Consider the following 19,812-nt stretch of genomic DNA (forward strand, 5'->3'; position numbering starts at 1 on the left):
CAGGTTGAAGCAGGTCGTCTTGCCTGCGCCGTTGGGGCCGATCAATGCGTGGATCGAGCCGCGCCGCACCTGCAGGTCCACGCCGCTGACCGCCGTAAATCCCTTGAAGGACTTGGTCAGGTTGCGGACTTCTAGTACGTTGGTTTGCATGAGTCTCTTATAGGCTGCCGGTTGGCTCCCCTCCGTCTGCGAGAAAGCGGCAGGAGAGGAGAGCGAACCATGGCTGTCGTCTATTTACTTCTTCACCAGCGGGCAGCGCGACTGCGACAGCGGCTGGAAGGCTTCCTCGGCCGGCACGGTGGCCACGAGCTTGAGGTAGTCCCACGGCGTCTTGGACTCGCTCGGCGCCTTCACTTCCATCAGGTACATGTCATGCATCATGCGGCCGTCGGCGCGGATATAGCCGTTCTTGGCGAACGCGTCGTTGATCTTGGCCTTCTTGAGCGCCGCCATCACGGTGTCCGAATCGTCGCTGCCGGTGGCCTGCACGGCCTTCAGGTACTGCAGCACGGCCGAGTACGTGCCGGCATGCACCATGTTCGGCATGCGCTTCATGCGGGCGAAGAAGCGTGCGCCGAATTCGCGCGTCTGCGGGTTCAGGTCCCAGTACCAGGCATCGGTCAGCTTCATGCGCTGCGTCAGCTTCAGGCCCAGGCTGTGCACGTCGCTGATGGTCATCAGCAGGCCCACCAGGGTCTGGTTGCGCGGCAGGCCGAAGTCGTTGGCCGCCTTGATGGCGTTGATGGTGTCACCGCCGCCGTTGGCCAGCGCCACCACCTGGGCCTTGCTGGCCTGGGCCTGGAGGATGAACGACGAGAAGTCCGACGCGTTCAGCGGGTGCTTGATGTTGCCGGCCACCGTGCCGCCGGACGCCTTCACCACATCCGCCGTGGCGGTTTCCAGCGACTGGCCGAACGCATAGTCGGCCGTCAGGAAGTACCAGCTCTTGAGGCCCTGCTTGACCATGGCCTTGCCGGCCACATTGGCCAGCGCGTACGTGTCATACACATAGTGGACGATGTACGGCGAGCACTCCTCGTTGGTGTGGCGCAGGTTGGCGCCACCGGTAATCAGCGAGATGCGCTTCTTCTCGGATGCGATGCGCGAGACGGCGAGCGCGACCGACGAGTTCGGCAGGTCGACGATGGCATCGACGCCGTCACGGTCGATCCACTCGCGCGCCTTGGCGCTGCCGATGTCCGCCTTGTTCTGGTGGTCGGCGGTGACCAGCTCGATCTTCTTGCCCGGCAGCCCATAGCCGAAATCCTCGATGGCCAGCTTGGCGGCCTCGACCGAACCCTTGCCGGCATAGTCAAGGTAGACGCCCGACAGGTCGGTCATCACGCCGATCTTGACGACATCTCCGGAAATCGCGGCGCTGGCAGCGCCGGCAAACGTGGAAAGGCTGAACGCCAGGGCGGACAGCAGGGTGGCTCGCTTCATCTCTTCTTCTCCATGGTGGTGTTGCTAGAAAAGCTGGGCGGCTGCTCAGACCGCCATGTGCGCGTACCGGTAGTCGGCAGGCGGCACGAACGTTTCCTTGACCGTGCGCGGCGACACCCAGCGCAGCAGGTTCAGCGGCGAACCGGCCTTGTCGTTGGTGCCACTGCGGCGTGCGCCGCCGAACGGCTGCTGGCCGACCACCGCACCGGTCGGCTTGTCGTTGATGTAGAAGTTGCCGGCGGCGAAGCGCAGCACGCTGGAGGCCTGGGCAATAGCCGCGCGGTCCCTCGCAAAGATCGCGCCGGTCAGCGCGTAGGGGCTGGTGCCGTCCACCAGTTCGAGCACCTCGGGCCAGTGCGCGTCGGCGTAGACGTAGACCGAGAGCACCGGGCCGAACAGTTCGGTTTCCATCAGTGTGTGGTGCGGGTTGTCTACCTGGAGCACGGTCGGCGTGATGAAGTAGCCCACGCTGTCGTCGGCCTTGCCGCCGGTGACCAGCTTCACGGCGCTGTCGCTGGCGGCGCGTTGCAGATGGCCATGGATGCGGTCGAACGCGCGGCGGTCGATCACGGCGCCCATGAAGTTGGTGAAGTCGGTCACATCGCCCATCTGGATGGTCTCGGCCATCGCCACCACGCGCTCGCGCACGGCCGGCCACAGCGAGGCGGGGATGTAGGCGCGCGACGCCGCGCTGCACTTCTGGCCCTGATACTCGAAGGCGCCGCGCAGCAGCGCCACGGCCAGCGTGTCGGCATCGGCGGACGGGTGGGCGAGCACGAAGTCCTTGCCGCCGGTTTCGCCGACCAGACGCGGATAGCTGCGGTAGCGCGACACATTGCAACCGACTTCGCCCCACAGCGTGTCGAACACGGCGGTCGAGCCAGTGAAGTGGATGCCGGCCAGTTCGGGCCGCGCCAGCACGGCGCCGCTGATGGCCACCGGGTCGCCCGGCAGGAAGTTGATGACCCCCTTCGGCAGACCGGCGGCCTCGAGCAGCTCCATGAACAGGAAGTTCGACAGCGACGCCGTGGCGGCCGGCTTCCACAGCACGGTGTTGCCCATCAGCGCCGGGGCGATGGCCAGATTGCCGCCGATGGCCGTGAAGTTGAACGGCGTGACGGCGTAGACGAAGCCTTCCAGCGGACGGTATTCGAGGTGATTGCGCATGCCCGGCGACGAAATCGGCTGGCCGGCCGCCAGTTCGTGGGCGAATTGGACGTTGAAGCGCAGGAAGTCGATCAGCTCGCAGGCGGAGTCGATTTCGGCCTGGTAGGCGGTCTTGCTCTGGCCGAGCATGGTCGCCGCGTTCAGGCGGGCGCGCCACGGGCCGGCCAGCAGGTCGGCGGCCTTGAGGAAGACGGCGGAGCGCTCGGCCAGCGTGGCGTTGGCCCAGTCGCGCTGGGCGGCCACGGCGGCGTCGATGGCGGCGTGGATGGTGGCCTGGCCGGCGTTGTGGACTTCGCCCAGGCAGTGGGCGTGAGCGTGCGGGGCGCGCACGTCGGTGATATCGCCGCTGCGGATGCGCTCGCCGCCCACGATGGCCGGGATCTCGCGCACCAGACCTTGCTGCTTGTCGAGTTCCGCCGTCAGCGCGATGCGTTCGGCGCTGCCCGGGGCGTAGTTCAGGACCGTTTCATTGATGGATTTTGGATAGAAATTGTTTGCAGACATATACGTTAGACGCTTCTTTGGATATGAATACTAATAAATTGGATCCAGTTTAGCAGTCGGGATATTCAGGCACAATAGGGGCCTCACTCGAATCGCATACCGATCTCCAGCACCTCCCATGTCCACGCAAACGGGCCGCGCAAGCGCCCCTACCAAGGGTTTACCCCAGATCATTCGCGATCAGCTTCGCTACGAAATTCAGAAAGGCACGTTGCCGGCGGGGGCGCAGTTGCGCCAGGACGCGCTGGCGGAACGCTTCAACGCGAGCCGCATTCCCGTGCGGGAAGCGCTGCGCCAGCTTGAATCGGAAGGGCTCGTCACCTACCAGCGCAACCGTGGCGCGGTGGTGTCAGGCATGGATGCGACGCAGATCTGCGAGCTGCTAGATATCCGCGTCGCCCTGGAATGCCACGCGGCGCGCATCGGCGTGCCGAACATGGTTCAGCAGGATTTCCAGCAGATGCAGGAGATTCTGGACGCGTACTCGCAGTCGGAGTCGCTCGTGGAGTGGGCCGAGTACAACCGGCGCTTCCACCTGGCGCTGTGCGCGCCGGCCAACAACAAGCGGCTGCGGCGGCTGATCGAGGAGTTCTGCCTGAACACGGACCGCTACACGCACGAGCAGATGTCGATGGCCACCGGCAAGGAAGGCCCGCAGGCGGACCACTATCGCATTCTGGAAGCGTGCAAGGCGCGCGATGCCGAGAAGGTGGCGTCGCTGCTCGAGGAGCACATCCTCGAGACCAAGCGCAATCTGCTCGCCAGCGAGCGGATGAAGGAAGTGGATTAAATCAAATCAGGCAGGGTGCACCACCACGAGCAGCGCCGTGGCGGCACTCTTGCCCGGATTGGCGATGGCATGGGCCACGTCCGCGCCATAACGCGCGGTATCGCCATGCTTCAGCTTTTTCTCGTCCTCCGCGGCACGCACGGTCATTGACCCGCTCAGCACCGACAGGTGCTCCTGCGTGCCCGCGTCATGCGGCTCGGACGCCAGCACCCCACCGGGCTGGATCGTCAGCTCATACCACTCGAATTTCCCTGCCAGGTCGATCGGCCCAAGGATGCGCAGTTCGCAGCGTCCGTCCGGGCTTTTCAGCGCCGGGATGGCGTGCGGCTGCACCACGGCAATCGCCGGCGCCGGCGCGCTCACCGCGCCATTGGCCAGGAAGTCCGCCAGGTTCACACCCAGCGCGTTGGCCAGCCGCCACAGCACGGCCACCGTCGGATTGGTGAGATTCCGTTCGATCTGGGACAGCATAGACTTGGAGACACCGGCGCGGCGCGACAGGTCGTCCAGCGACAGCTGCTGGGCCTGCCGCAGCGCCTGGAGCGCGCCTCCCACGGCGGGCGGCCCATCGGACTGGATGGGCGGCTTGGGGGTGTTGGGCGGGGAGGGTTGCGTCATCGTCATGTGTTCGTTATAGTGCACGAACCGTTCGTTATATAGAACATGTTCGATTTATCGAATCGAACGACCGAGACACTACCACCGGGAGCCGGGCCATGTCGAGTGCCGAGACCTTCTACGCATCCATCCGCGCGGAACTGGATGCCATCCGCGACGCGGGGCTGTACAAGCGCGAGCGCATCATCGCCACGCCGCAGGGCGCGGTCATCCGCACGGCCGACGGGCGGGAAGTAATCAACCTCTGCGCCAACAACTACCTGGGGCTGTCCTCGCACCCGCAGGTGATCGAGGCCGCCCACGAAGCCTTGCGCACCCACGGCTTCGGCCTCAGCTCGGTGCGCTTCATCTGCGGCACGCAGGACCTCCACAAGACGCTGGAGGCGCGGCTGGCCCGCTTCCTCGGTACCGAAGACACCATCCTCTACGGCTCCGCCTTCGACGCCAACGGCGGCCTGTTCGAGACCCTGCTGGGCCCGGAAGACGCCGTGATCAGCGACGCGCTGAACCATGCGTCGATCATCGACGGCATCCGGCTCTCCAAGGCGCGCCGCTACCGTTACCAGCACAACGACCTCGACGACCTGCGCGCCCAACTGCAACAGGCCGATGCCGACGGCGCGCGCTTCAAGCTGGTGTTCACCGACGGCGTGTTCTCGATGGACGGCACCGTGGCGCGCCTGGATGAAATCCGTGCGATCTGCGACGAGTTCGGCGCGCTGCTCGGCATCGACGAATGCCACGCCACCGGCTTCATGGGCGCGCGCGGGCGCGGCACGCACGAGGCGCGCGGCGTGTTCGGCAAGATCGACATCATCACCGGCACGCTCGGCAAGGCGCTGGGCGGCGCCTCGGGCGGCTTCACCAGCAGCCGCAAGGAAGTGGTGGAACTGCTGCGTCAGCGCTCGCGTCCGTATCTGTTCTCGAATACCGTGGCCCCGGCCATCGTCGGCGCCAGCATTGCCGTGCTGGACATCCTGGAGGCCAGCACAGACCTGCGCGACCGGCTCGAGCGCAACACCGCGTTCTTCCGCCGGGGCATTGCCGCGCTGGGCTTCGACATCAAGCCGGGCGACCATCCGATCGTCCCGATCATGGTCTACGATGCTGAGAAAGCCCAGCAGCTTGCCGAGCGGCTGCTGGCGCTGGGCGTCTACGTGGTGGGCTTCTTCTACCCCGTGGTACCGAAGGGCCAGGCGCGCATCCGCGTGCAGCTGAGCGCGGTGCACGACGAAGCCACGCTGCAACGCGCGCTGGACGCCTTCGCGCAGGCGGGCCGTGAACTGGGGCTGATTCGATGAGCCAGGCAGTGAGCAAGCCGCAGATTCTGATCATCGGCGCCAACGGGCAACTGGGTTCCGAACTCGCGCTGGCGCTGGCCGAGCGCCACGGGCGCGAGCATGTGGTCACCTCGGACGTGGTGCCCACCGGCCGCCACGTGCATATCGCCCATGAAATGCTGAACGTGACCGACCGGGGCGAACTGGCCACGGTGGTGGAGCGCCACGGCATCACCCAGATCTACCTGCTGGCCGCCGCGCTTTCCGCCACGGGCGAGAAGGCCCCGCAGTGGGCGTGGAACCTGAACATGACCGGGCTGCTGAACGTGCTGGAACTGGCGCGCCAGCAGGGCATCGAGCGGGTGTTCTGGCCCAGTTCGATCGCCGCGTTCGGCCCCACCACGCCCGCCGTGAACACCCCGCAGAAAACCATCATGGAGCCGACCACGGTCTACGGCATTTCCAAGCAGGCGGGCGAGGGCTGGTGTCGCTGGTACTTCGAGAACCACGGTGTGGATGTACGCAGCGTGCGCTATCCGGGGCTGATCTCGCACAAGACCCCGCCCGGCGGCGGCACCACCGACTATGCGGTCGATATCTTCCACCACGCGGTGCGCGGCGAACCGTACGACTGCTTTCTGGAGTCCGACGAGCGACTGCCGATGATGTATATGCCCGACGCGATCCGCGCCACGCTGGAGCTGATGGAAGCGCCGCGCGAGTCGATCCGCGAGCGGGGCAGCTACAACCTCGCCGGCATGAGCTTCACCCCGGCCGAGATTGCCGAGGCGATCCGCCGCCGGGTGCCGGACTTCGTTGTGCGCTATGCCCCGGACTACCGGCAGGCCATCGCCCGGGGCTGGCCGGATTCGATCGACGACAGCGCTGCGCGCACCGACTGGGGCTGGCAGCCGAAGTTCGGCCTCGCGGAAATGGTCGATGACATGCTGGAGAACCTGAAGACGGCCGCCGGGTAAGCGCCGCCCACGCCACGTGAACTAGTTCGGAAAGAAATAGTTTGCATCCTAATTAATTCACGTCTATCATTCGGCGCATGCCCAAGATAGACGCCCTCCTATTTGCCTTTACCGGCCAGCTCATGCTGGCGGGCCGCCAGTGGCGCCAGATCAGCCAGGCGTCGGTCACGGCACACGGTATCTCCGCAGCGGCCGCCGCGCCGCTGCTTTTCATTCGCCGCCTGGGTGGCGGGGTGCGCCAGGTGACGCTGGCGGACTACGTGGGCGTGGAAGGCGCCACGCTGGTCCGTCTGGTCGATCAACTGAGCGCTGCCGGGCTGGTCCGCCGCGAGGTGGACCCCAGCGATCGCCGCGCCAACGTGCTCTCGCTCACCGAGGCCGGTGAGCGCATGGCCGAGCAGATCGAAGCCGAACTCAAGCAACTGCGCGCCGAAGTGTTCGCCGAGATCAGCGAGACTGACCTCGAAGCCACGCTGCGCGTGCTGGGCGCCTTGTACAAGGCCTCAGGGGCCGCTTCCGCGGCGGCCAAGCTGGAGTCCTGAGCATCATGGGCAGTTGGCCATCCGCACGGGACTGGGTTTTCTCGTTCAAGGCGTTTGCCGCCGCCATGCTGGCGCTCTGGATCGCGATGTACATGGGCCTGCCGCGTCCGTACTGGGCGATGGCGTCCGTCTACGTGGTGGCACATCCGCTGACCGGCGCCACGCGCTCCAAGGCGCTGTACCGCGTGCTCGGCACGCTGATGGGCGCCGCGGCCGGCGTGGCGATGGTGCCCTCGCTGGTCAATTCGCCGCCGCTGCTGATGGGCGCCGTGGCGCTCTGGACCGGCTGCCTGCTCTACATCGCCCTGTTGCACCGCACCCCGCGCAGTTACGTCTTCATGCTGGCCGCCTACACGCTGCCGCTGGTGGCGCTGCCGGCGGTGGACAATCCCACCGCCATCTTCGATATCGCCATTGCCCGGGCCGAGGAAATCAGCCTGGGCATCCTGTGTGCGGCCGTGGTCGGCGCCGTGGTGTTCCCGGCGAGCGTGGCGGACGTGCTGCGCCACAAGTCGCGCCAGTGGATGGCCGACGCCGCACTCTGGGCCGGCGACATGCTCTCGCCCAGCCCCGGCATGCAGGTCACGCGCCACCAGAGCCGCCACCGCCTGGCCGCCGACATCCTGGCCCTCGATCAACTCATCAGCCAGCTGGGCTACGACACCGAAAGCATCGCCCGGGTGCGTGCCGCGCGTGAACTGCGCGGGCGCATGACGATGCTGCTGCCGGTGATGTCCTCGCTGGCGTCCATCGTGGAATCGCTCCAGGCCGCCGGCGGCTTGCCGGACACCCTGCGTGCCCAGATGCAAGCGGCCCGCGCGTGGATTCAGGGCGGGGCGGTGGACGCGCCGCCGGTGCTGACCAGTACGCCGCTGGAACCGGGCTGGGACGCCGCGCTGGTCACCGCCGCCGAAGACCGCCTGCAACAGATGGTGGCGCTGTGGCGCGACTGCGTGTCCCTGTGCCGGCGCATGGGCGAGCGCGACGTGCGCGGCGGCTGGGTGCCCGAGTTCCGGCGCTGGGACGTCGGTCAGACCCGCCACTACGACCACGGCCTGCTGCTGTTCTCCACCGTCACGGTGGCGCTGTCTATCTTCACCATGGGCATGCTGTGGATCCACATGGGCTGGGCCGATGGCGCCGGCGCGGTGGCGCTGGGCGCGGTGTCGTGCTGCTTCTTTGCCGCCCTGGACGAACCCGCGCCGATGATCCAGTCATTCTTCAACTGGAACGTGGTGTGCATGGTGATCTCGATGGTGTTCCTGTTCGCCGTGCTGCCCGTGGCACATGATTTCGAGATGCTGGTGCTGATGTTCGCCGTGCCGTACCTGATCATCGGCCTGCTGGTGGCGCAGCCGCGCCTGGCGATGATCGGCATGCCGCTGGCGGTGGTCACGGCCAACGACATCGGCATCTCGGGTGCCTACAGCGCGGACTTCCATACCTTCTTCAACAGCAATATCGCTGGCATCGCTGGCATCGCGTTCGCGCTGGTCTGGACGCTGGTGATGCGGCCGTTCGGCACCGCCGCCGCCACGCGCCGGCTGGTGCGATCCAGTTGGGGCGATATCGCCGACAACGCAGTGGGCACCCGCCCCGAGGAACACACCCGGCTGCGCGCGCGCATGCTGGACCGGCTGGCGCAACTGGTGCCCCGGCTGGCCGCCAGCGAGAGCGAGGTATCGCCCGATGGCTTCAGCGAGGTGCGCGTGGAGCTGACCACGCTGGCGCTCCAGCGCGAGATGCCCAGCCTGTCGGCGCCCGAGCAGCATGCGGTCAAGCGCGTGCTGCGCAGCGTGGCCGGCTACTACCAGGCGCGGCTGGACGGCAAGCGCGACGCACCGCCGCCGGCGCTGCACACGCGGCTGGCCAACGCGCAGCGCAAGGTGCAGTCGCGCATCGCGCTGGCTGCCCTGGTGGAGATGCAAGTGGCCCTGTTCCCGCCGGCCGTGATGCCGGCCCCTGTTACCGGAGGCGCCTGATGCCCGGCGAATTCAGTCTTTATGGCGTGTTCATCCCCAGCCTGCTGGTGTGGATGCTGGCCGCCTTTGCCATCACGAGTGGCGCGCGTGCAGTGCTGACGCGCCTGGGGTTCTACAAGCTCGTGTGGCACCGTTCTCTGTTCAATCTGGCGCTGTACGCGATCGTCCTGGGTGGGGTGGTTGCCGTGGTGCCGTGGTTCCAATCATGAAATTCAAACTCTCTTCGCTCGGGCCAGTCGTGCTGACGCTGGCCGTCACCGCCGTGGGCGCGGTTGTCGTCAAGCATCTGTGGGATTACTACACCGTGGCGCCGTGGACGCGCGACGGGCATATCCGCGCCGAGGTGGTGCAGGTGGCCCCCGATGTCTCGGGCCTGGTCACGCGCATCGCCGTCAAGGACAACCAGCGCGTGAAGGCTGGCGACCTGCTGTTCGAGATCGACCATGAACGCTACGCGCTGGCGCTGCGCCAGGCCCAGGCCACGGCTGCTGCAATGCGCGCCAGCCTGGCCCAGTACCGCCGCGAGGCGAACCGCAGCCAGAAGCTGGCCGAGGTGGTGTCGCGGGAAGTGATCGAGGAAGGGCTGGCCCGGGTGCAGCAGGGCGAGGCCACGCTGGCGCAGGCCGAAGCCGCCGTGGACGTGGCCAAGCTGAACCTGGACCGCACGCGCGTGGTGAGCCCGGTGGAGGGCTACGTCAACGACCGCCTGCCGCGCCTGGGTGACTACGTGAGCACCGGCAAGCCCGTGCTGTCGATGGTCGATGCCCGGTCCTTCCATGTGGAAGGCTACTTCGAGGAAACCAAGCTACACGGCATCCATATCGGCAGCCCGGTGGACATCCGCATCATGGGCGAGAAGGGCGTGCTGCATGGCCATGTGCAAAGCATCGCAGCCGGCATCGAGGACCGTGACCGCACCAGCAGCAACAGCCTGCTGCCCAACATCAATCCCACGTTCAACTGGGTGCGGCTGGCGCAGCGCGTGCCGGTGCGGATCCAGTTCGACCAGATGCCCGCCGACGTGCGGCTGGTGGCCGGACGTACCGCCACGGTCTCGGTGACCGGAGGAGGTACGCAGTGAACAGCGCAGTGAGTCGCTTCACCCGTGCCACGCTGGCGGGGTTGCTCCCGCTCGCGCTGGCAGCCTGCATGACCGTCGGCCCTGACCACAAGGTGCCCGGGGATGCCGTGGTCAACGCCACCACCGCCAACGGCCCGTTCCAGGGTGCCGACAACCCGGCGGTGTCGATCGGCGAGGTGCCCAACGACTGGTGGAAGCTCTATGACGACCCGAAGATCGAGGGGCTGGTGAAGCAGGCGCTCGTCGCCAACACCGACCTGCGCGTGGCCGCCGCCAACCTGAAGCGCGCCATCGCCGTGTATCACGAGGTGGAAGCGGAGAACCTCCCCGAGGCCAAGTTCCGCGCCAGCGCGGAGCGCGGCCAGATTGCCGGCGAGCCGCTGCTGAAGGAAGAAAAGATCCCGGCGATGAACTTCGGCGACATCGGCTTCGACGTGTCGTACCTGATCGACTTCTGGGGCAAGCTCACCCGCGCCGATGAAGCCGCGCTGGCCGGCGCGCAGGCCAGCCAGGCGGCGCTGGACCAGGCCCGCGTAGGCGTGGTTGCGGAAACCGTGCGCGCCTATATGCAGGGCTGCACTGCCACGCATGAACTGCACGTGGCCCAGCATCAGCTCGACCTCCAGGTGCGCGGCGCGCAGCTCGCCCAGAAGATGGTCGATGCGGGACGCGGCATGCCCACGGACGTGCTGCGCGCACAGGCGCAGGCCGATGCGCTGCGCGCCGTGCTGCCCAGGTACCGCGCCGAGCAGGAAGGCGCCGCCTATCGGCTGGCCGTGATGCTGGGCAAGCCGCCCACCGCGCTGGACATGTCGAGCGTGGCGTGCGAGCACGTGCCCACGCTGCGCCAGGCCCTGCCGGTGGGCGATGGCGCGGCGCTGCTCAAGCGCCGTCCGGACGTCCGTCAGGCCGAGCGGGAACTGGCTTCGGCGACGGCCAAGATCGGCGTGGCAACGGCGGACCTCTATCCGCAGATCCGCATCGGCGCCTCGGCGGGGTTCACCGGCATTCTGGATCACCTGGGCCAGGCGCCGACCGCGCACTGGGGCTGGGGCCCGGCGATCTCGTGGACGATTCCGACCAGCGGCACGCGCGCCCGCATCCACAACATGGAAGCCGGCGCCGAGGGCGCGCTGGCCCACTTCGATGGCGTGGTGCTGCGCGCGCTGCGCGAGACGCAAAGCGCGCTCTCCAGCTACACGCACGAACTCGAGCGCAACCAGGCGCTGCGCGACGCACGCGACAAGGCCGACGAGGCCGCCAGGCACAACCGGCTGCTGTATCAGGCAGGGCGCTCGCCGTACCTGCAGAGCCTGGACGCGGACCGCACGCTGGCTAACAACGACGCCGCGCTGGCCGCCTCGGACGCGCAGATCGCCATGGACCAGATCAACCTGTTCGTGGCGCTGGGCGGGGGCTGGCAGGACGCGCCGGCCGTGGCGAGCCACCCGGTCGGCAAGGAACATTGAGGTAAAGTTTCGTCCCGGCCGCGTCCACCCGACGCGGCCCCGCCGCCGCCGATCCGCGCGCGCGGCCTTCGATCCTGAGGAAAAAGACGTATGAAGACGCTTTCGTTCGCAAAGACCCTGTCCGCCGCCATGGTGGTGGCGACATTTGGCGTGATGGCCGCCGGCAACGCTGTGGCCCAGGAACAGACCGTGCGCGTGGGCACCGTGAGCGGCCCGGACGCCGAGGTCTGGCAAGTGGTGCAGAAGGTGGCCAAGCGCAACGGCCTGAACGTGAAGGTGGTGGAGTTCAACGACTACGTGCAGCCGAACGCCGCGCTGGACGCCGGCGATCTGGACGCCAACAGCTTCCAGCACCAGCCGTACCTGGACAGCCAGGTCAAGCAGCGCGGCTACAAGATGGTCAGCGTGGGCTACACCTATATCTCGCCGCTGGGCATGTATGCGCAGAAACTGAAGTCGCCGAAGGACCTGCCACAGGGCGCGAAGGTGGCCGTGCCGAACGACCCGTCGAACGAGAACCGCGCGCTGCTGCTGCTGGCCGCGCAGGGCGTGATCAAGCTGAAGCCGGGCGTGGGCACCAACGGCGTGAACGCCACGCCGCTGGACGTGGCCGAGAACCCGAAGAAACTGAAAATCGTGGAACTGGACGCCGCCCAGCTGGCGCGCGCCCTGCCTGACGTGAGCGCGGCGGTGATCAACACCAACTACGCGCTCGCCGCCGGCCTCCAGCCGACCAAGGACGCCATCGCCATGGAAGACATCCGCAGCCCGTACGCGAACATCATCGTGGTGCGCGCGCAGGACAAGGACAAGCCGTGGGTCAAGAAACTCGTGGCGGCGTACCAGTCGGAAGACGTGCGCCAGTTCATGAAGGAAAAGTACAAGGGCGCGATGGTGCCGTCGTTCTGATCGGCACTTCATCTATCCATACTCGAATTCCTTCGTTCGCCCTCGGCGGCGACGGCGCTAAGGTAGGGGTCGATCCAAACGGAGGTACACCAGTGGTCACACCCCTCAAAGTCGTCGCCGTCAATGGCAGTGTCCATCAGCCCTCGCGCACGCGGGTGCTGGTGGAGGCACTGCTCGGGGCGCTGGAAGAACGGCTCGTGCTCGACACCCGCGTCGTGGACCTGAGCGAGATTGCCCGCCCGCTGGGCGGCGCGCTGTCGCGCGAGGAACTGCCTGCGGAGATCGAGGCACAACTGGCGGACATCGAATCGGCAGACCTGCTGATCGCCGCCGCGCCGGTCTACCGTGGCTCGTTCCCGGGCCACTTCAAGCATCTGTTCGATCTGGTCGGGATGAACGCGCTGGTCGATACGCCGGTGCTGCTGGCCGCCACCGGCGGCAGTGAGCGGCACGCGCTGGTGCTGGAGCACCAGCTGCGCCCGCTGTTCGGCTTCCTCCAGGCGCTGACGCTGCCGATTGGCGTGTATGCGTCCACGGCGGATTTCGATGGCTATCAGGTCGGCAATGGCCCGTTGCAGGAGCGCATTCGTCTCGCGGCGGACCGTGCGGCGCCGCTGTTTGCCAGCCACGCGCGCCAGTTGCTGCGCGTGGCCTGAGGACTGGCCTGAGCTGGCCTGACCTGGCCGGACCCGGGGCTCAGATTCCCAGGATCTTCTTCGCGTCGCCTAGCGATTTCATCGAGGCGTCGTGATTGCCGGCCTTGTGCTGCGCTTCGCCGTCGGCACGCAGCTTCTGGACCTTGGTCATGTCGGCCTGCGAAAGCGCCGGCTTGGTCGCCAGTTTCGCGTCGATGGCCTTCATCTCGTTGGGGCAGTTATGCGCCAGCGCGGCACCGCTCGCGAAGAGCAGGCCCAGCGCCAGGGCGATGTGACGTGAAGTGCCCATGGCAGGCTCCTTCCTACGGGGATGGGGAGCCTTCAGGATAGTGCACCGAGGTCAGTCCGCTGGGATCAATCCGCTGGGGTCAGTCGGCCGAGGTCAGTCCACCATCGCCGGCGGCAGCCGGCTACCCACCCAGTCGCGCGCCTGCTCATAGGCCGCCGCGAGTTGCAGCACGCCCAGGTCGTCGCGCGGGCGGCCGATCAGCTGCATGCCCATCGGCAATCCTTCCGCACTGAAGCCCACCGGCACGCTGATGACCGGCGAGCCGGACAGCGTCCACGCCACCACCACCTCCATCCAGCGGTGATAGGTATCCATTTGCCGGCCGGCGATCGATTTCGGCCACGGCTGCTTCACATCGAACGGGAACACCTGCGCCGAGGGCACCGCCACGTAGTCGAACGTGGCGAAGGTGCGTTGCAGCGCGTTGTACCACGCCGAACGTTCGGTGCTGGCGGTGTAGAGGTCGCTGGCGGTCAGGTTCAGCGCGCCTTCGATCTCCCAGATGGCCTCGGGCTTCAGTTGTGCGCGCGTGGCCGGGTTGCGGTAGAGCGCCATGCGCGCGTTGCCGACGAGGAAATGCCGATGGGTCAGCCAGACCTGCCAGATCTTGTCGGGCGGGTAGGGCGCGCCGATGGCCTCCACGCTGACGCCGAAGTCCGGGAAGAAGCGCAGCGCCTGCTCGCACAGCGGCAGGATGCCGTCTTCCATCGGCAGGTAGCCGCCCCAGTCGCCCAGCCAGGCCACGCGCTTGCCGGTGAGGTCGGTGCGCAGCACGTCCGCCACGTTTGCCGGCGTGAGCGAGGCCAGCACCGGGTCGGCCGGCAACGCCTGCGGGGTGCGTGTGTCCGGGCCGGCCTGCGTGGCCAGCAGCAGGGCGAGGTCCGCCACCGTGCGTGCCATCGGCCCTTCGCAGCCAAGCTGCGGCAGGAACAGTTCGGGCGTGGGGCCGTAGGGCACGCGGCCCGCCGAGGGCCGGAAGCCGAACACGTTGCAGTAGCCGGCCGGGTTGCGCAGGGAGCCGCCAAAGTCGCTGCCGTCCGCCACGGGCAGCATGCGCAGCGCCAGTGCCGCCGCGGCGCCGCCACTGCTGCCGCCCGCCGTGCGCGTGGCATCGTACGGATTCAGCGTGGCGCCGTAGACCGGGTTGAACGTCTGCGAGCCCAGCCCGAACTCGGGCGTGTTGGTCTTGCCGATCAGGATTGCCCCGGCGCGCCGCGCGCGCTCGACCACGACGCCATCGCTGGCCGGCACGTTGTCCTTGTAGATCGGCGAGCCGAAGGTGGTGCGGATGCCGCGCGTCATCGCCAGGTCCTTGGGCGCCTGTGGCATGCCATGCATCCAGCCTGCGGAGCGGCCCGCCGCCAGCGCTTCGTCGGCGGCGGCGGCCTCGGCCATCAGCGCCGCCTCGTCGCGCAGCGCCACGATGGCGTTGCTGCCCGGGTTGACCTGCGCGATATGGGCCAGATAGGCGGCCATGACCTGCCGGCAAGATACTTCGCCACCGTGGATGGCCTGCGACAGCGCCCGCGCGGACAGCATGACGATGGGATCGGCGGCGTAAGGCATGGCGTGCTCGGTGTCAGAGTCAGAGTCAGAGTCAGAGTTGGGCGGCGTGGTGCCGGATATGGTCGGCAATGAACGTCTGGATGAAGTAGTAGCCGTGGTCATAGCCGGCGTGGCGGCGCAGCGTCAGCGGCTGGCCGGCCACCTTGCAGGCAGCCTCGAACGCTTCCGGATGCAGTTGTTCCTCAAGGAAGCGGTCGGCCAGACCCTGGTCGATCAGGATGCCGGCCGGGAAGGGCGGTGCATCCTGCCCGGTCATCAGCTCGCTGGCGTCGTGCTCGGCCCAGCGCACCGGATCGTTGCCCAGGTAGCCACTGAACGCCTTGACGCCCCACGGGCACTTCATCGGCGCGGCAATCGGCGCGAAGGCGGACACCGAGCGGAAACGGTGCGGATAGCGTTGCGCCAGCACCAGCGCCCCGTGGCCGCCCATCGAATGGCCGAAGATGCCCACGCGCGCGGCATCGCCGGGCAGTTCCGTGGTGGCGATGGCGAACAGCTCGCTCGCCACGTAGCTCTCCATATGCCAGTGCATGTGCCACGGCGCCTCGGTGGCATCCACGTAGAAGCCGGCCCCGACGCCGAAGTCCCAGCTGTCGGCCTCGCCCGGCGCGTTGGCCCCGCGCGGGCTGGTATCGGGCGAGATCAGCATCATGCCGTGCTCGGCGGCGTGGCGCTGGGCGTCGGCCTTGATCGGGAAGGTTTCCTCGGTGCAGGTCAGCCCGGCCAGGTAGAACAGCGCCGGCACGCGGGCGGTGCCCGTGCCCAGCGCTTCCTTCGGCAGGAACACCGAGAACCGCATCGGCAGCCCGATGGCCGCCGAGTGGTGCCGGTAGAAGCGCTGCACGCCGCCGTGGCAGCCGTGCTCGGCGAGCAGTTCCAGGTCGGTCTGCATCAGTACAGCACCACCGAGCGGATCGATTCGCCGCGCTTCATCAGGTCGAAGCCTTCGTTGATGCGGTCCAGCGGCAGCGTATGCGTGATCAGGTCGTCGATGTTGAGCTTGCCGTCCATGTACCAGTCGACGATCTTCGGCACGTCCGTGCGGCCGCGTGCGCCGCCGAACGCCGAACCCTTCCACTCGCGGCCCGTCACCAGCTGGAACGGGCGCGTCGAGATCTCCGCGCCGGCTTCCGCCACGCCGATGATGATCGACTTGCCCCAGCCCTTGTGGCAGCACTCCAGCGCCTGACGCATGACCTGCGTGTTGCCGATGCACTCGAACGAGTAGTCGGCGCCGCCGTCGGTGAGCTGGACGATGTGGTCCACCACGTTCGGCACGTCCTTGGGGTTGACGAAGTGGGTCATGCCGAACTTGCGCGCCATCGCCTCGCGGCCGGGGTTCAGGTCCACGCCGATGATCTTGTCCGCGCCGACCATCTTGGCGGCCTGGATCACGTTCAGACCGATGCCGCCGAGGCCGAATGCCACCACATTGGCGCCAGCTTCCACCTTGGCCGTGAACAGCACGGCGCCCACGCCGGTCGTCACGCCGCAGCCGATGTAGCAGACCTTGTCGAACGGGGCATCCGGGCGGATCTTGGCCAGCGCGATCTCCGGCACCACGATGTGGTTGGCGAAGGTGGACGTGCCCATGTAGTGGAAGATCGGCTTGCCGTCGATCGAGAAGCGCGAGGTGCCGTCCGGCATCAGGCCGCGTCCCTGCGTGGCGCGGATGGCCTGGCACAGGTTGGTCTTGCGCGACAGGCAGAACTTGCACTGGCGGCATTCCGGCGTGTAGAGGGGGATCACGTGGTCGCCCGGCTTGAGCGAGGTCACGCCCGGGCCCACGTCGGTGACGATGCCGGCGCCCTCATGGCCCAGGATGGCCGGGAAGATGCCTTCCGGATCGGCGCCTGACAGCGTGTAGTAATCGGTATGGCAGATGCCGGTGGCCTTGACTTCCACGAGCACCTCGCCGGCGCGCGGGCCGTCCAGGTCGACGTCTTCGATGGTCAGCGGGGCGCCGGCTTTCCAGGCGATGGCGGCTTTGGTCTTCATGGGGGCTCCTAGGCAAGCGTGTGGGGCGGCGCGCTTGGCGCGCGAACAGGTCACGACTATACGGCCATCGGCGGCGCGCGGCCAGACGGATGCTCGATTATCGGCCGCCCGGCGCGCCGCGTGCGAGCACGGTGGGCGCGTCCCCGGCCGGTGTCAGCTGGCCTTCATGCCGCCGGCCCAGCCACCAGCCCAGCCAGGCCCACGCGATGGCCAGCACCGCGCCGGCCAGCGCCACGGAAGCGGGGTGGCCGGAGATGGCGTCGATGGCGGTGCGCACCCAGGCGCTCACCGCGTCGCCGGCGCGATAGACCGCCGTGTCGATAACGTTCTTGGCCTTGTACTTGGTTTCCGGGTCCACCACGGTGAACAGCATCTCGCGCCCGGGGCGCAGCAGCGCGTACTCGCCCACGCGCCGCACGATCATCACACCGGCCAGCACCGCGAAGGTCGGCCAGACCGCCAGCGCCAGGAAGCCGAGAGTCACCAGCACGGGCACGCCGGTCAGCAGCGCGGTCACGCCGTAGCGCCGCGCCACGCGGCCCGAGAAGAACAGCTGGATGACGATGGTCAGCGCCTGCACCGTGGCATCGAGCGCACTGAAGACCTGCGTCTGCTGGGCGCGCGACGGATACGTGGCCGCAACGAGCTTGGCCTGCTCGAAGTACAGAAAGGTGCTCGCCGTGGCGAGCAGGATCACGAACACGCCAATGCCAAGCAGGTAGCGCGAGCGCGCCACGAGCACCAGCCCCGCCCAGAGCCCCCCGCCGACCGGCTCGGCCGGGTCTTGCCCGGCACCGGCACCGCCCACGCCCGCCATGCCAGCCCCCGCGCGGCGGCGCCAGCCGAACAGGAAGCCCACGCCCGGCAGCGTGGCGGCCAGCAGCGCCGCCGACAGCACCATCAGCCCCGTCAGCCCGATGCTTCCCACCAGCCAGCCACCCAGCAATGGACCGGCCAGCCCACCGGCGCTGGCACCCGCCGCCAGCAGCGCAAACAGCCGCTTGGCCTGGTCGGGACGGAACACATCGGCCATCAGGCTCCACGCCACCGATACCACGAACAGGTTGAAGACCGAGAGCCAGACATAGAACACGCGCGCCAGCCATACGTTGTCCGGCATCGCCCGCGTGGCGAAGGCAAAGCCGAGCAGGTTGGCGATGAAGAACGCGTAGACCCACGGCACGAATCGACGCCGGGGCAGCCACTTGCAGCAGGCGCCGTAGAACGGAATGGCCACCAGCATCACCACGAAGGTGGCGGTGAACAGCCATTGCAGGTTCTGCACGCCGCCGGCGATGCCCATGGTCTCGCGCACGGGCCGCAGCATGAAATAGCTGGCGAACAGGCAGAAGAAGAACAGGAAGCCCGCCACCACGGCGGGGGCCTCGCCGGGGCGCATGCCGAAGCCGCGTTGCAGCGGCCGGGCGGTGTCAGGTAGAGGCGGGGGCGCAGCCATGGCCGGCGCTCAGGCCAGCGCAGCGGCAATGCGGGCCCGCTCGCGCGTATCGGGCATGCGGCCGAACGCCGCGCTGAGGTTATCGGCCATATTGCGCGGCTTGGACGTGGCCGGGATAGCCGCCGTCACGGCCGGGTGGCTGACCACGAACTTCAGGAAGAGCTGGCCCCACGTGGTGCAGTCCACCTCGCCGGCCCAGTCGGGCACCGGCTTGCCTTTCACCGCGCTGAACAGCCGCCCATCCTGGAACGGCCGGTTGATCAGCACCGCCACGCCGCGCTCCTCGCACAGCGGCAGCAGCGTCTTCTCGGCGTTGCGCTCGCCCACCGAGTAGTTGATCTGGAGGAAATCCATCTTTTCGTGCCGAAGGATCTGCGCCAGGGTGTCGTGCGAGTCTTCCCGATAGTGGGTGATGCCGATGTAGCGTGTCTTGCCGGCTTCCTTCTGCTGGCGCAGCCAGCGCAGGTTGTTCTGCCAGTCGATCAGGTTATGCACCTGCAGCAAATCCACGCTTTCCACGTGGAGATCGGACAGCGAGCGGGCGAACTGCGCCGGCACCTGCGCCACGCTGGTGGAAATCTTGGTCGCCAGGAACACCCGCTGGCGGGCCTTGGCCGCCTGCAGGAGGTCGCCGGTGACGGCTTCCGCGCTGCCGTAGCTGGGCGCGGTGTCCACCACCGCGCCGGGAATGCGCTGCAGCAACAGCGCCATGACCTCGGTGAGCGGGGTGCGCTCGTCGGCGCCGGTGCCCACGTTGAAGGTATCCGCCGTGCCCATGCCGATGACCGGCAACTGCACGTTGGTGCCCGGGATCTTGCGCCGCATCGGCGCCTCCACGGTGGCGGCATGAGCGGCTGCATGCGCGGCGGCCAGGGCAGGGGTGGCCGGCAAGGCGGCCAGCGCGGCGGAAAATCCCAGGAAGGTGCGGCGGTCGATCGGCATGGCAATGTCCCTCGCGGTCGGGTTTCAGGACGTTAGCGCGTGGCCGGGGCGATGTAAACCAGACAACAGGGCAACATCCGGCGCGGGCGGGTGGGGCCCGATTGCAAAAAAGCGGCGCACACTGAACAATCCGGCGGCAACCC

At 67.7% G+C, this 19,812-nt stretch carries 20 protein-coding genes; 10 read left to right on the forward strand and 10 right to left on the reverse strand.

Going from position 1 to position 19,812, the window contains the following annotated elements:
- The 3 genes from SB751_RS13355 to pruA form a co-directional block, all read right to left on the reverse strand.
- The coding region (locus SB751_RS13355) for an ATP-binding cassette domain-containing protein (RefSeq protein ID WP_410748194.1) at positions 1–150 on the reverse strand (150 nt) is incomplete at its 3' end.
- A gap of 84 nt (positions 151–234) precedes the next feature.
- Positions 235–1,443 (reverse strand): ABC transporter substrate-binding protein, encoded by a 1,209-nt coding sequence (locus tag SB751_RS13360; RefSeq protein ID WP_410748118.1) that lies wholly within the window; start codon positions 1,441–1,443, stop codon positions 235–237.
- 45 nt (positions 1,444–1,488) lie between these two features.
- A complete protein-coding gene (gene pruA, locus SB751_RS13365; protein WP_410748119.1) occupies positions 1,489–3,114 on the reverse strand; it encodes an L-glutamate gamma-semialdehyde dehydrogenase in 1,626 nt (541 codons plus the stop codon).
- A gap of 118 nt (positions 3,115–3,232) precedes the next feature.
- On the opposite strand from pruA, the gene SB751_RS13370 reads away from it, so the two are divergent.
- Positions 3,233–3,904 (forward strand): GntR family transcriptional regulator, encoded by a 672-nt coding sequence (locus SB751_RS13370; RefSeq protein WP_144198142.1) that lies wholly within the window; start codon positions 3,233–3,235, stop codon positions 3,902–3,904.
- Positions 3,905–3,910: 6 nt separating this feature from the next.
- Here SB751_RS13370 and SB751_RS13375 read toward each other — a convergent pair whose 3' ends face one another.
- A complete protein-coding gene (locus SB751_RS13375; RefSeq protein WP_144198143.1) occupies positions 3,911–4,522 on the reverse strand; it encodes a helix-turn-helix domain-containing protein in 612 nt (203 codons plus the stop codon).
- A gap of 98 nt (positions 4,523–4,620) precedes the next feature.
- On the opposite strand from SB751_RS13375, the gene kbl reads away from it, so the two are divergent.
- The 9 genes from kbl to msuE all read left to right on the forward strand — a co-directional run bounded on the left by kbl (position 4,621) and on the right by msuE (position 13,418).
- Positions 4,621–5,823 (forward strand): glycine C-acetyltransferase, encoded by a 1,203-nt coding sequence (gene kbl / locus SB751_RS13380; RefSeq protein ID WP_144198144.1) that lies wholly within the window; start codon positions 4,621–4,623, stop codon positions 5,821–5,823.
- Positions 5,820–6,779: an L-threonine 3-dehydrogenase gene (locus tag SB751_RS13385; protein ID WP_144198145.1), complete on the forward strand. Its 960-nt coding sequence runs from the start codon at positions 5,820–5,822 to the stop codon at positions 6,777–6,779. The genes kbl and SB751_RS13385 overlap by 4 nt, the downstream gene beginning before the upstream one ends.
- 77 nt (positions 6,780–6,856) lie before the next feature.
- Positions 6,857–7,321 carry a MarR family winged helix-turn-helix transcriptional regulator gene (locus SB751_RS13390; RefSeq protein ID WP_144198146.1) on the forward strand — a complete coding sequence of 155 codons (465 nt, stop codon included), beginning with the start codon at positions 6,857–6,859 and terminating at the stop codon, positions 7,319–7,321.
- 5 nt (positions 7,322–7,326) lie between these two features.
- Positions 7,327–9,303, forward strand: coding sequence for an FUSC family protein (locus SB751_RS13395; RefSeq protein ID WP_250025438.1), 1,977 nt, complete (start codon positions 7,327–7,329; stop codon positions 9,301–9,303).
- Positions 9,303–9,512, forward strand: coding sequence for a DUF1656 domain-containing protein (locus SB751_RS13400; RefSeq protein ID WP_092296794.1), 210 nt, complete (start codon positions 9,303–9,305; stop codon positions 9,510–9,512). Before SB751_RS13395 ends, SB751_RS13400 begins: the two co-directional genes overlap by 1 nt.
- A complete protein-coding gene (locus SB751_RS13405) occupies positions 9,509–10,384 on the forward strand; it encodes an HlyD family secretion protein (protein WP_186296842.1) in 876 nt (291 codons plus the stop codon). The genes SB751_RS13400 and SB751_RS13405 overlap by 4 nt, the downstream gene beginning before the upstream one ends.
- A gap of 8 nt (positions 10,385–10,392) precedes the next feature.
- Positions 10,393–11,853, forward strand: a complete 1,461-nt coding sequence (locus SB751_RS13410) for an efflux transporter outer membrane subunit (protein WP_211942678.1) — start codon at positions 10,393–10,395, stop codon at positions 11,851–11,853.
- Positions 11,854–12,006: 153 nt separating this feature from the next.
- Positions 12,007–12,762 (forward strand): MetQ/NlpA family ABC transporter substrate-binding protein, encoded by a 756-nt coding sequence (locus SB751_RS13415; protein WP_377731802.1) that lies wholly within the window; start codon positions 12,007–12,009, stop codon positions 12,760–12,762.
- Positions 12,763–12,854: 92 nt separating this feature from the next.
- Entirely contained in the window at positions 12,855–13,418 is a 564-nt protein-coding gene (gene msuE / locus SB751_RS13420; protein WP_144198222.1) for an FMN reductase, read from the forward strand.
- A gap of 40 nt (positions 13,419–13,458) precedes the next feature.
- Here the strand turns inward: msuE and SB751_RS13425 are convergent, their stop codons facing one another.
- From SB751_RS13425 to SB751_RS13450, 6 genes are all read right to left on the reverse strand, one after another.
- The gene (locus SB751_RS13425; RefSeq protein WP_211942659.1) at positions 13,459–13,707 is read right to left on the reverse strand and encodes a hypothetical protein; all 249 of its coding nucleotides are present in this window, start codon (positions 13,705–13,707) and stop codon (positions 13,459–13,461) included.
- Positions 13,708–13,800: 93 nt separating this feature from the next.
- Complete coding sequence (locus SB751_RS13430) at positions 13,801–15,273, reverse strand: amidase (RefSeq protein ID WP_410748120.1); 1,473 nt, start codon at positions 15,271–15,273, stop codon at positions 13,801–13,803.
- Positions 15,274–15,304: 31 nt separating this feature from the next.
- Complete coding sequence (gene fghA, locus SB751_RS13435; protein WP_313817187.1) at positions 15,305–16,153, reverse strand: S-formylglutathione hydrolase; 849 nt, start codon at positions 16,151–16,153, stop codon at positions 15,305–15,307.
- Positions 16,154–16,164: 11 nt separating this feature from the next.
- Positions 16,165–17,271, reverse strand: a complete 1,107-nt coding sequence (locus SB751_RS13440; protein ID WP_410748121.1) for an S-(hydroxymethyl)glutathione dehydrogenase/class III alcohol dehydrogenase — start codon at positions 17,269–17,271, stop codon at positions 16,165–16,167.
- Positions 17,272–17,368: 97 nt separating this feature from the next.
- Positions 17,369–18,727 (reverse strand): NTP/NDP exchange transporter, encoded by a 1,359-nt coding sequence (locus SB751_RS13445; RefSeq protein ID WP_144198226.1) that lies wholly within the window; start codon positions 18,725–18,727, stop codon positions 17,369–17,371.
- Positions 18,728–18,736: 9 nt separating this feature from the next.
- Positions 18,737–19,669 (reverse strand): aldo/keto reductase, encoded by a 933-nt coding sequence (locus tag SB751_RS13450; RefSeq protein ID WP_144198227.1) that lies wholly within the window; start codon positions 19,667–19,669, stop codon positions 18,737–18,739.
- Positions 19,670–19,812 lie beyond the last annotated feature (143 nt).

The organism is Cupriavidus sp. SIMBA_020, from assembly GCF_046535395.1.
In the GTDB taxonomy this organism is placed as follows: domain Bacteria; phylum Pseudomonadota; class Gammaproteobacteria; order Burkholderiales; family Burkholderiaceae; genus Cupriavidus; species Cupriavidus campinensis.

Coding starts and splice junctions, on each gene's coding strand:
- SB751_RS13440 (WP_410748121.1), bottom strand. CDS start 17,271: ATGAAGACCAAAGCCGCCATCGCCTGGAAAGCCGGCGCCCCGCTGACC.
- SB751_RS13405 (WP_186296842.1), top strand. CDS start 9,509: ATGAAATTCAAACTCTCTTCGCTCGGGCCAGTCGTGCTGACGCTGGCC.
- SB751_RS13425 (WP_211942659.1), bottom strand. CDS start 13,707: ATGGGCACTTCACGTCACATCGCCCTGGCGCTGGGCCTGCTCTTCGCG.
- SB751_RS13445 (WP_144198226.1), bottom strand. CDS start 18,727: ATGGCTGCGCCCCCGCCTCTACCTGACACCGCCCGGCCGCTGCAACGC.
- SB751_RS13415 (WP_377731802.1), top strand. CDS start 12,007: ATGGCCGCCGGCAACGCTGTGGCCCAGGAACAGACCGTGCGCGTGGGC.
- SB751_RS13390 (WP_144198146.1), top strand. CDS start 6,857: ATGCCCAAGATAGACGCCCTCCTATTTGCCTTTACCGGCCAGCTCATG.
- SB751_RS13385 (WP_144198145.1), top strand. CDS start 5,820: ATGAGCCAGGCAGTGAGCAAGCCGCAGATTCTGATCATCGGCGCCAAC.
- SB751_RS13360 (WP_410748118.1), bottom strand. CDS start 1,443: ATGAAGCGAGCCACCCTGCTGTCCGCCCTGGCGTTCAGCCTTTCCACG.
- SB751_RS13430 (WP_410748120.1), bottom strand. CDS start 15,273: ATGCCTTACGCCGCCGATCCCATCGTCATGCTGTCCGCGCGGGCGCTG.
- kbl (WP_144198144.1), top strand. CDS start 4,621: ATGTCGAGTGCCGAGACCTTCTACGCATCCATCCGCGCGGAACTGGAT.
- SB751_RS13400 (WP_092296794.1), top strand. CDS start 9,303: ATGCCCGGCGAATTCAGTCTTTATGGCGTGTTCATCCCCAGCCTGCTG.
- SB751_RS13450 (WP_144198227.1), bottom strand. CDS start 19,669: ATGCCGATCGACCGCCGCACCTTCCTGGGATTTTCCGCCGCGCTGGCC.
- SB751_RS13370 (WP_144198142.1), top strand. CDS start 3,233: ATGTCCACGCAAACGGGCCGCGCAAGCGCCCCTACCAAGGGTTTACCC.
- pruA (WP_410748119.1), bottom strand. CDS start 3,114: ATGTCTGCAAACAATTTCTATCCAAAATCCATCAATGAAACGGTCCTG.
- SB751_RS13395 (WP_250025438.1), top strand. CDS start 7,327: ATGGGCAGTTGGCCATCCGCACGGGACTGGGTTTTCTCGTTCAAGGCG.
- SB751_RS13375 (WP_144198143.1), bottom strand. CDS start 4,522: ATGACGCAACCCTCCCCGCCCAACACCCCCAAGCCGCCCATCCAGTCC.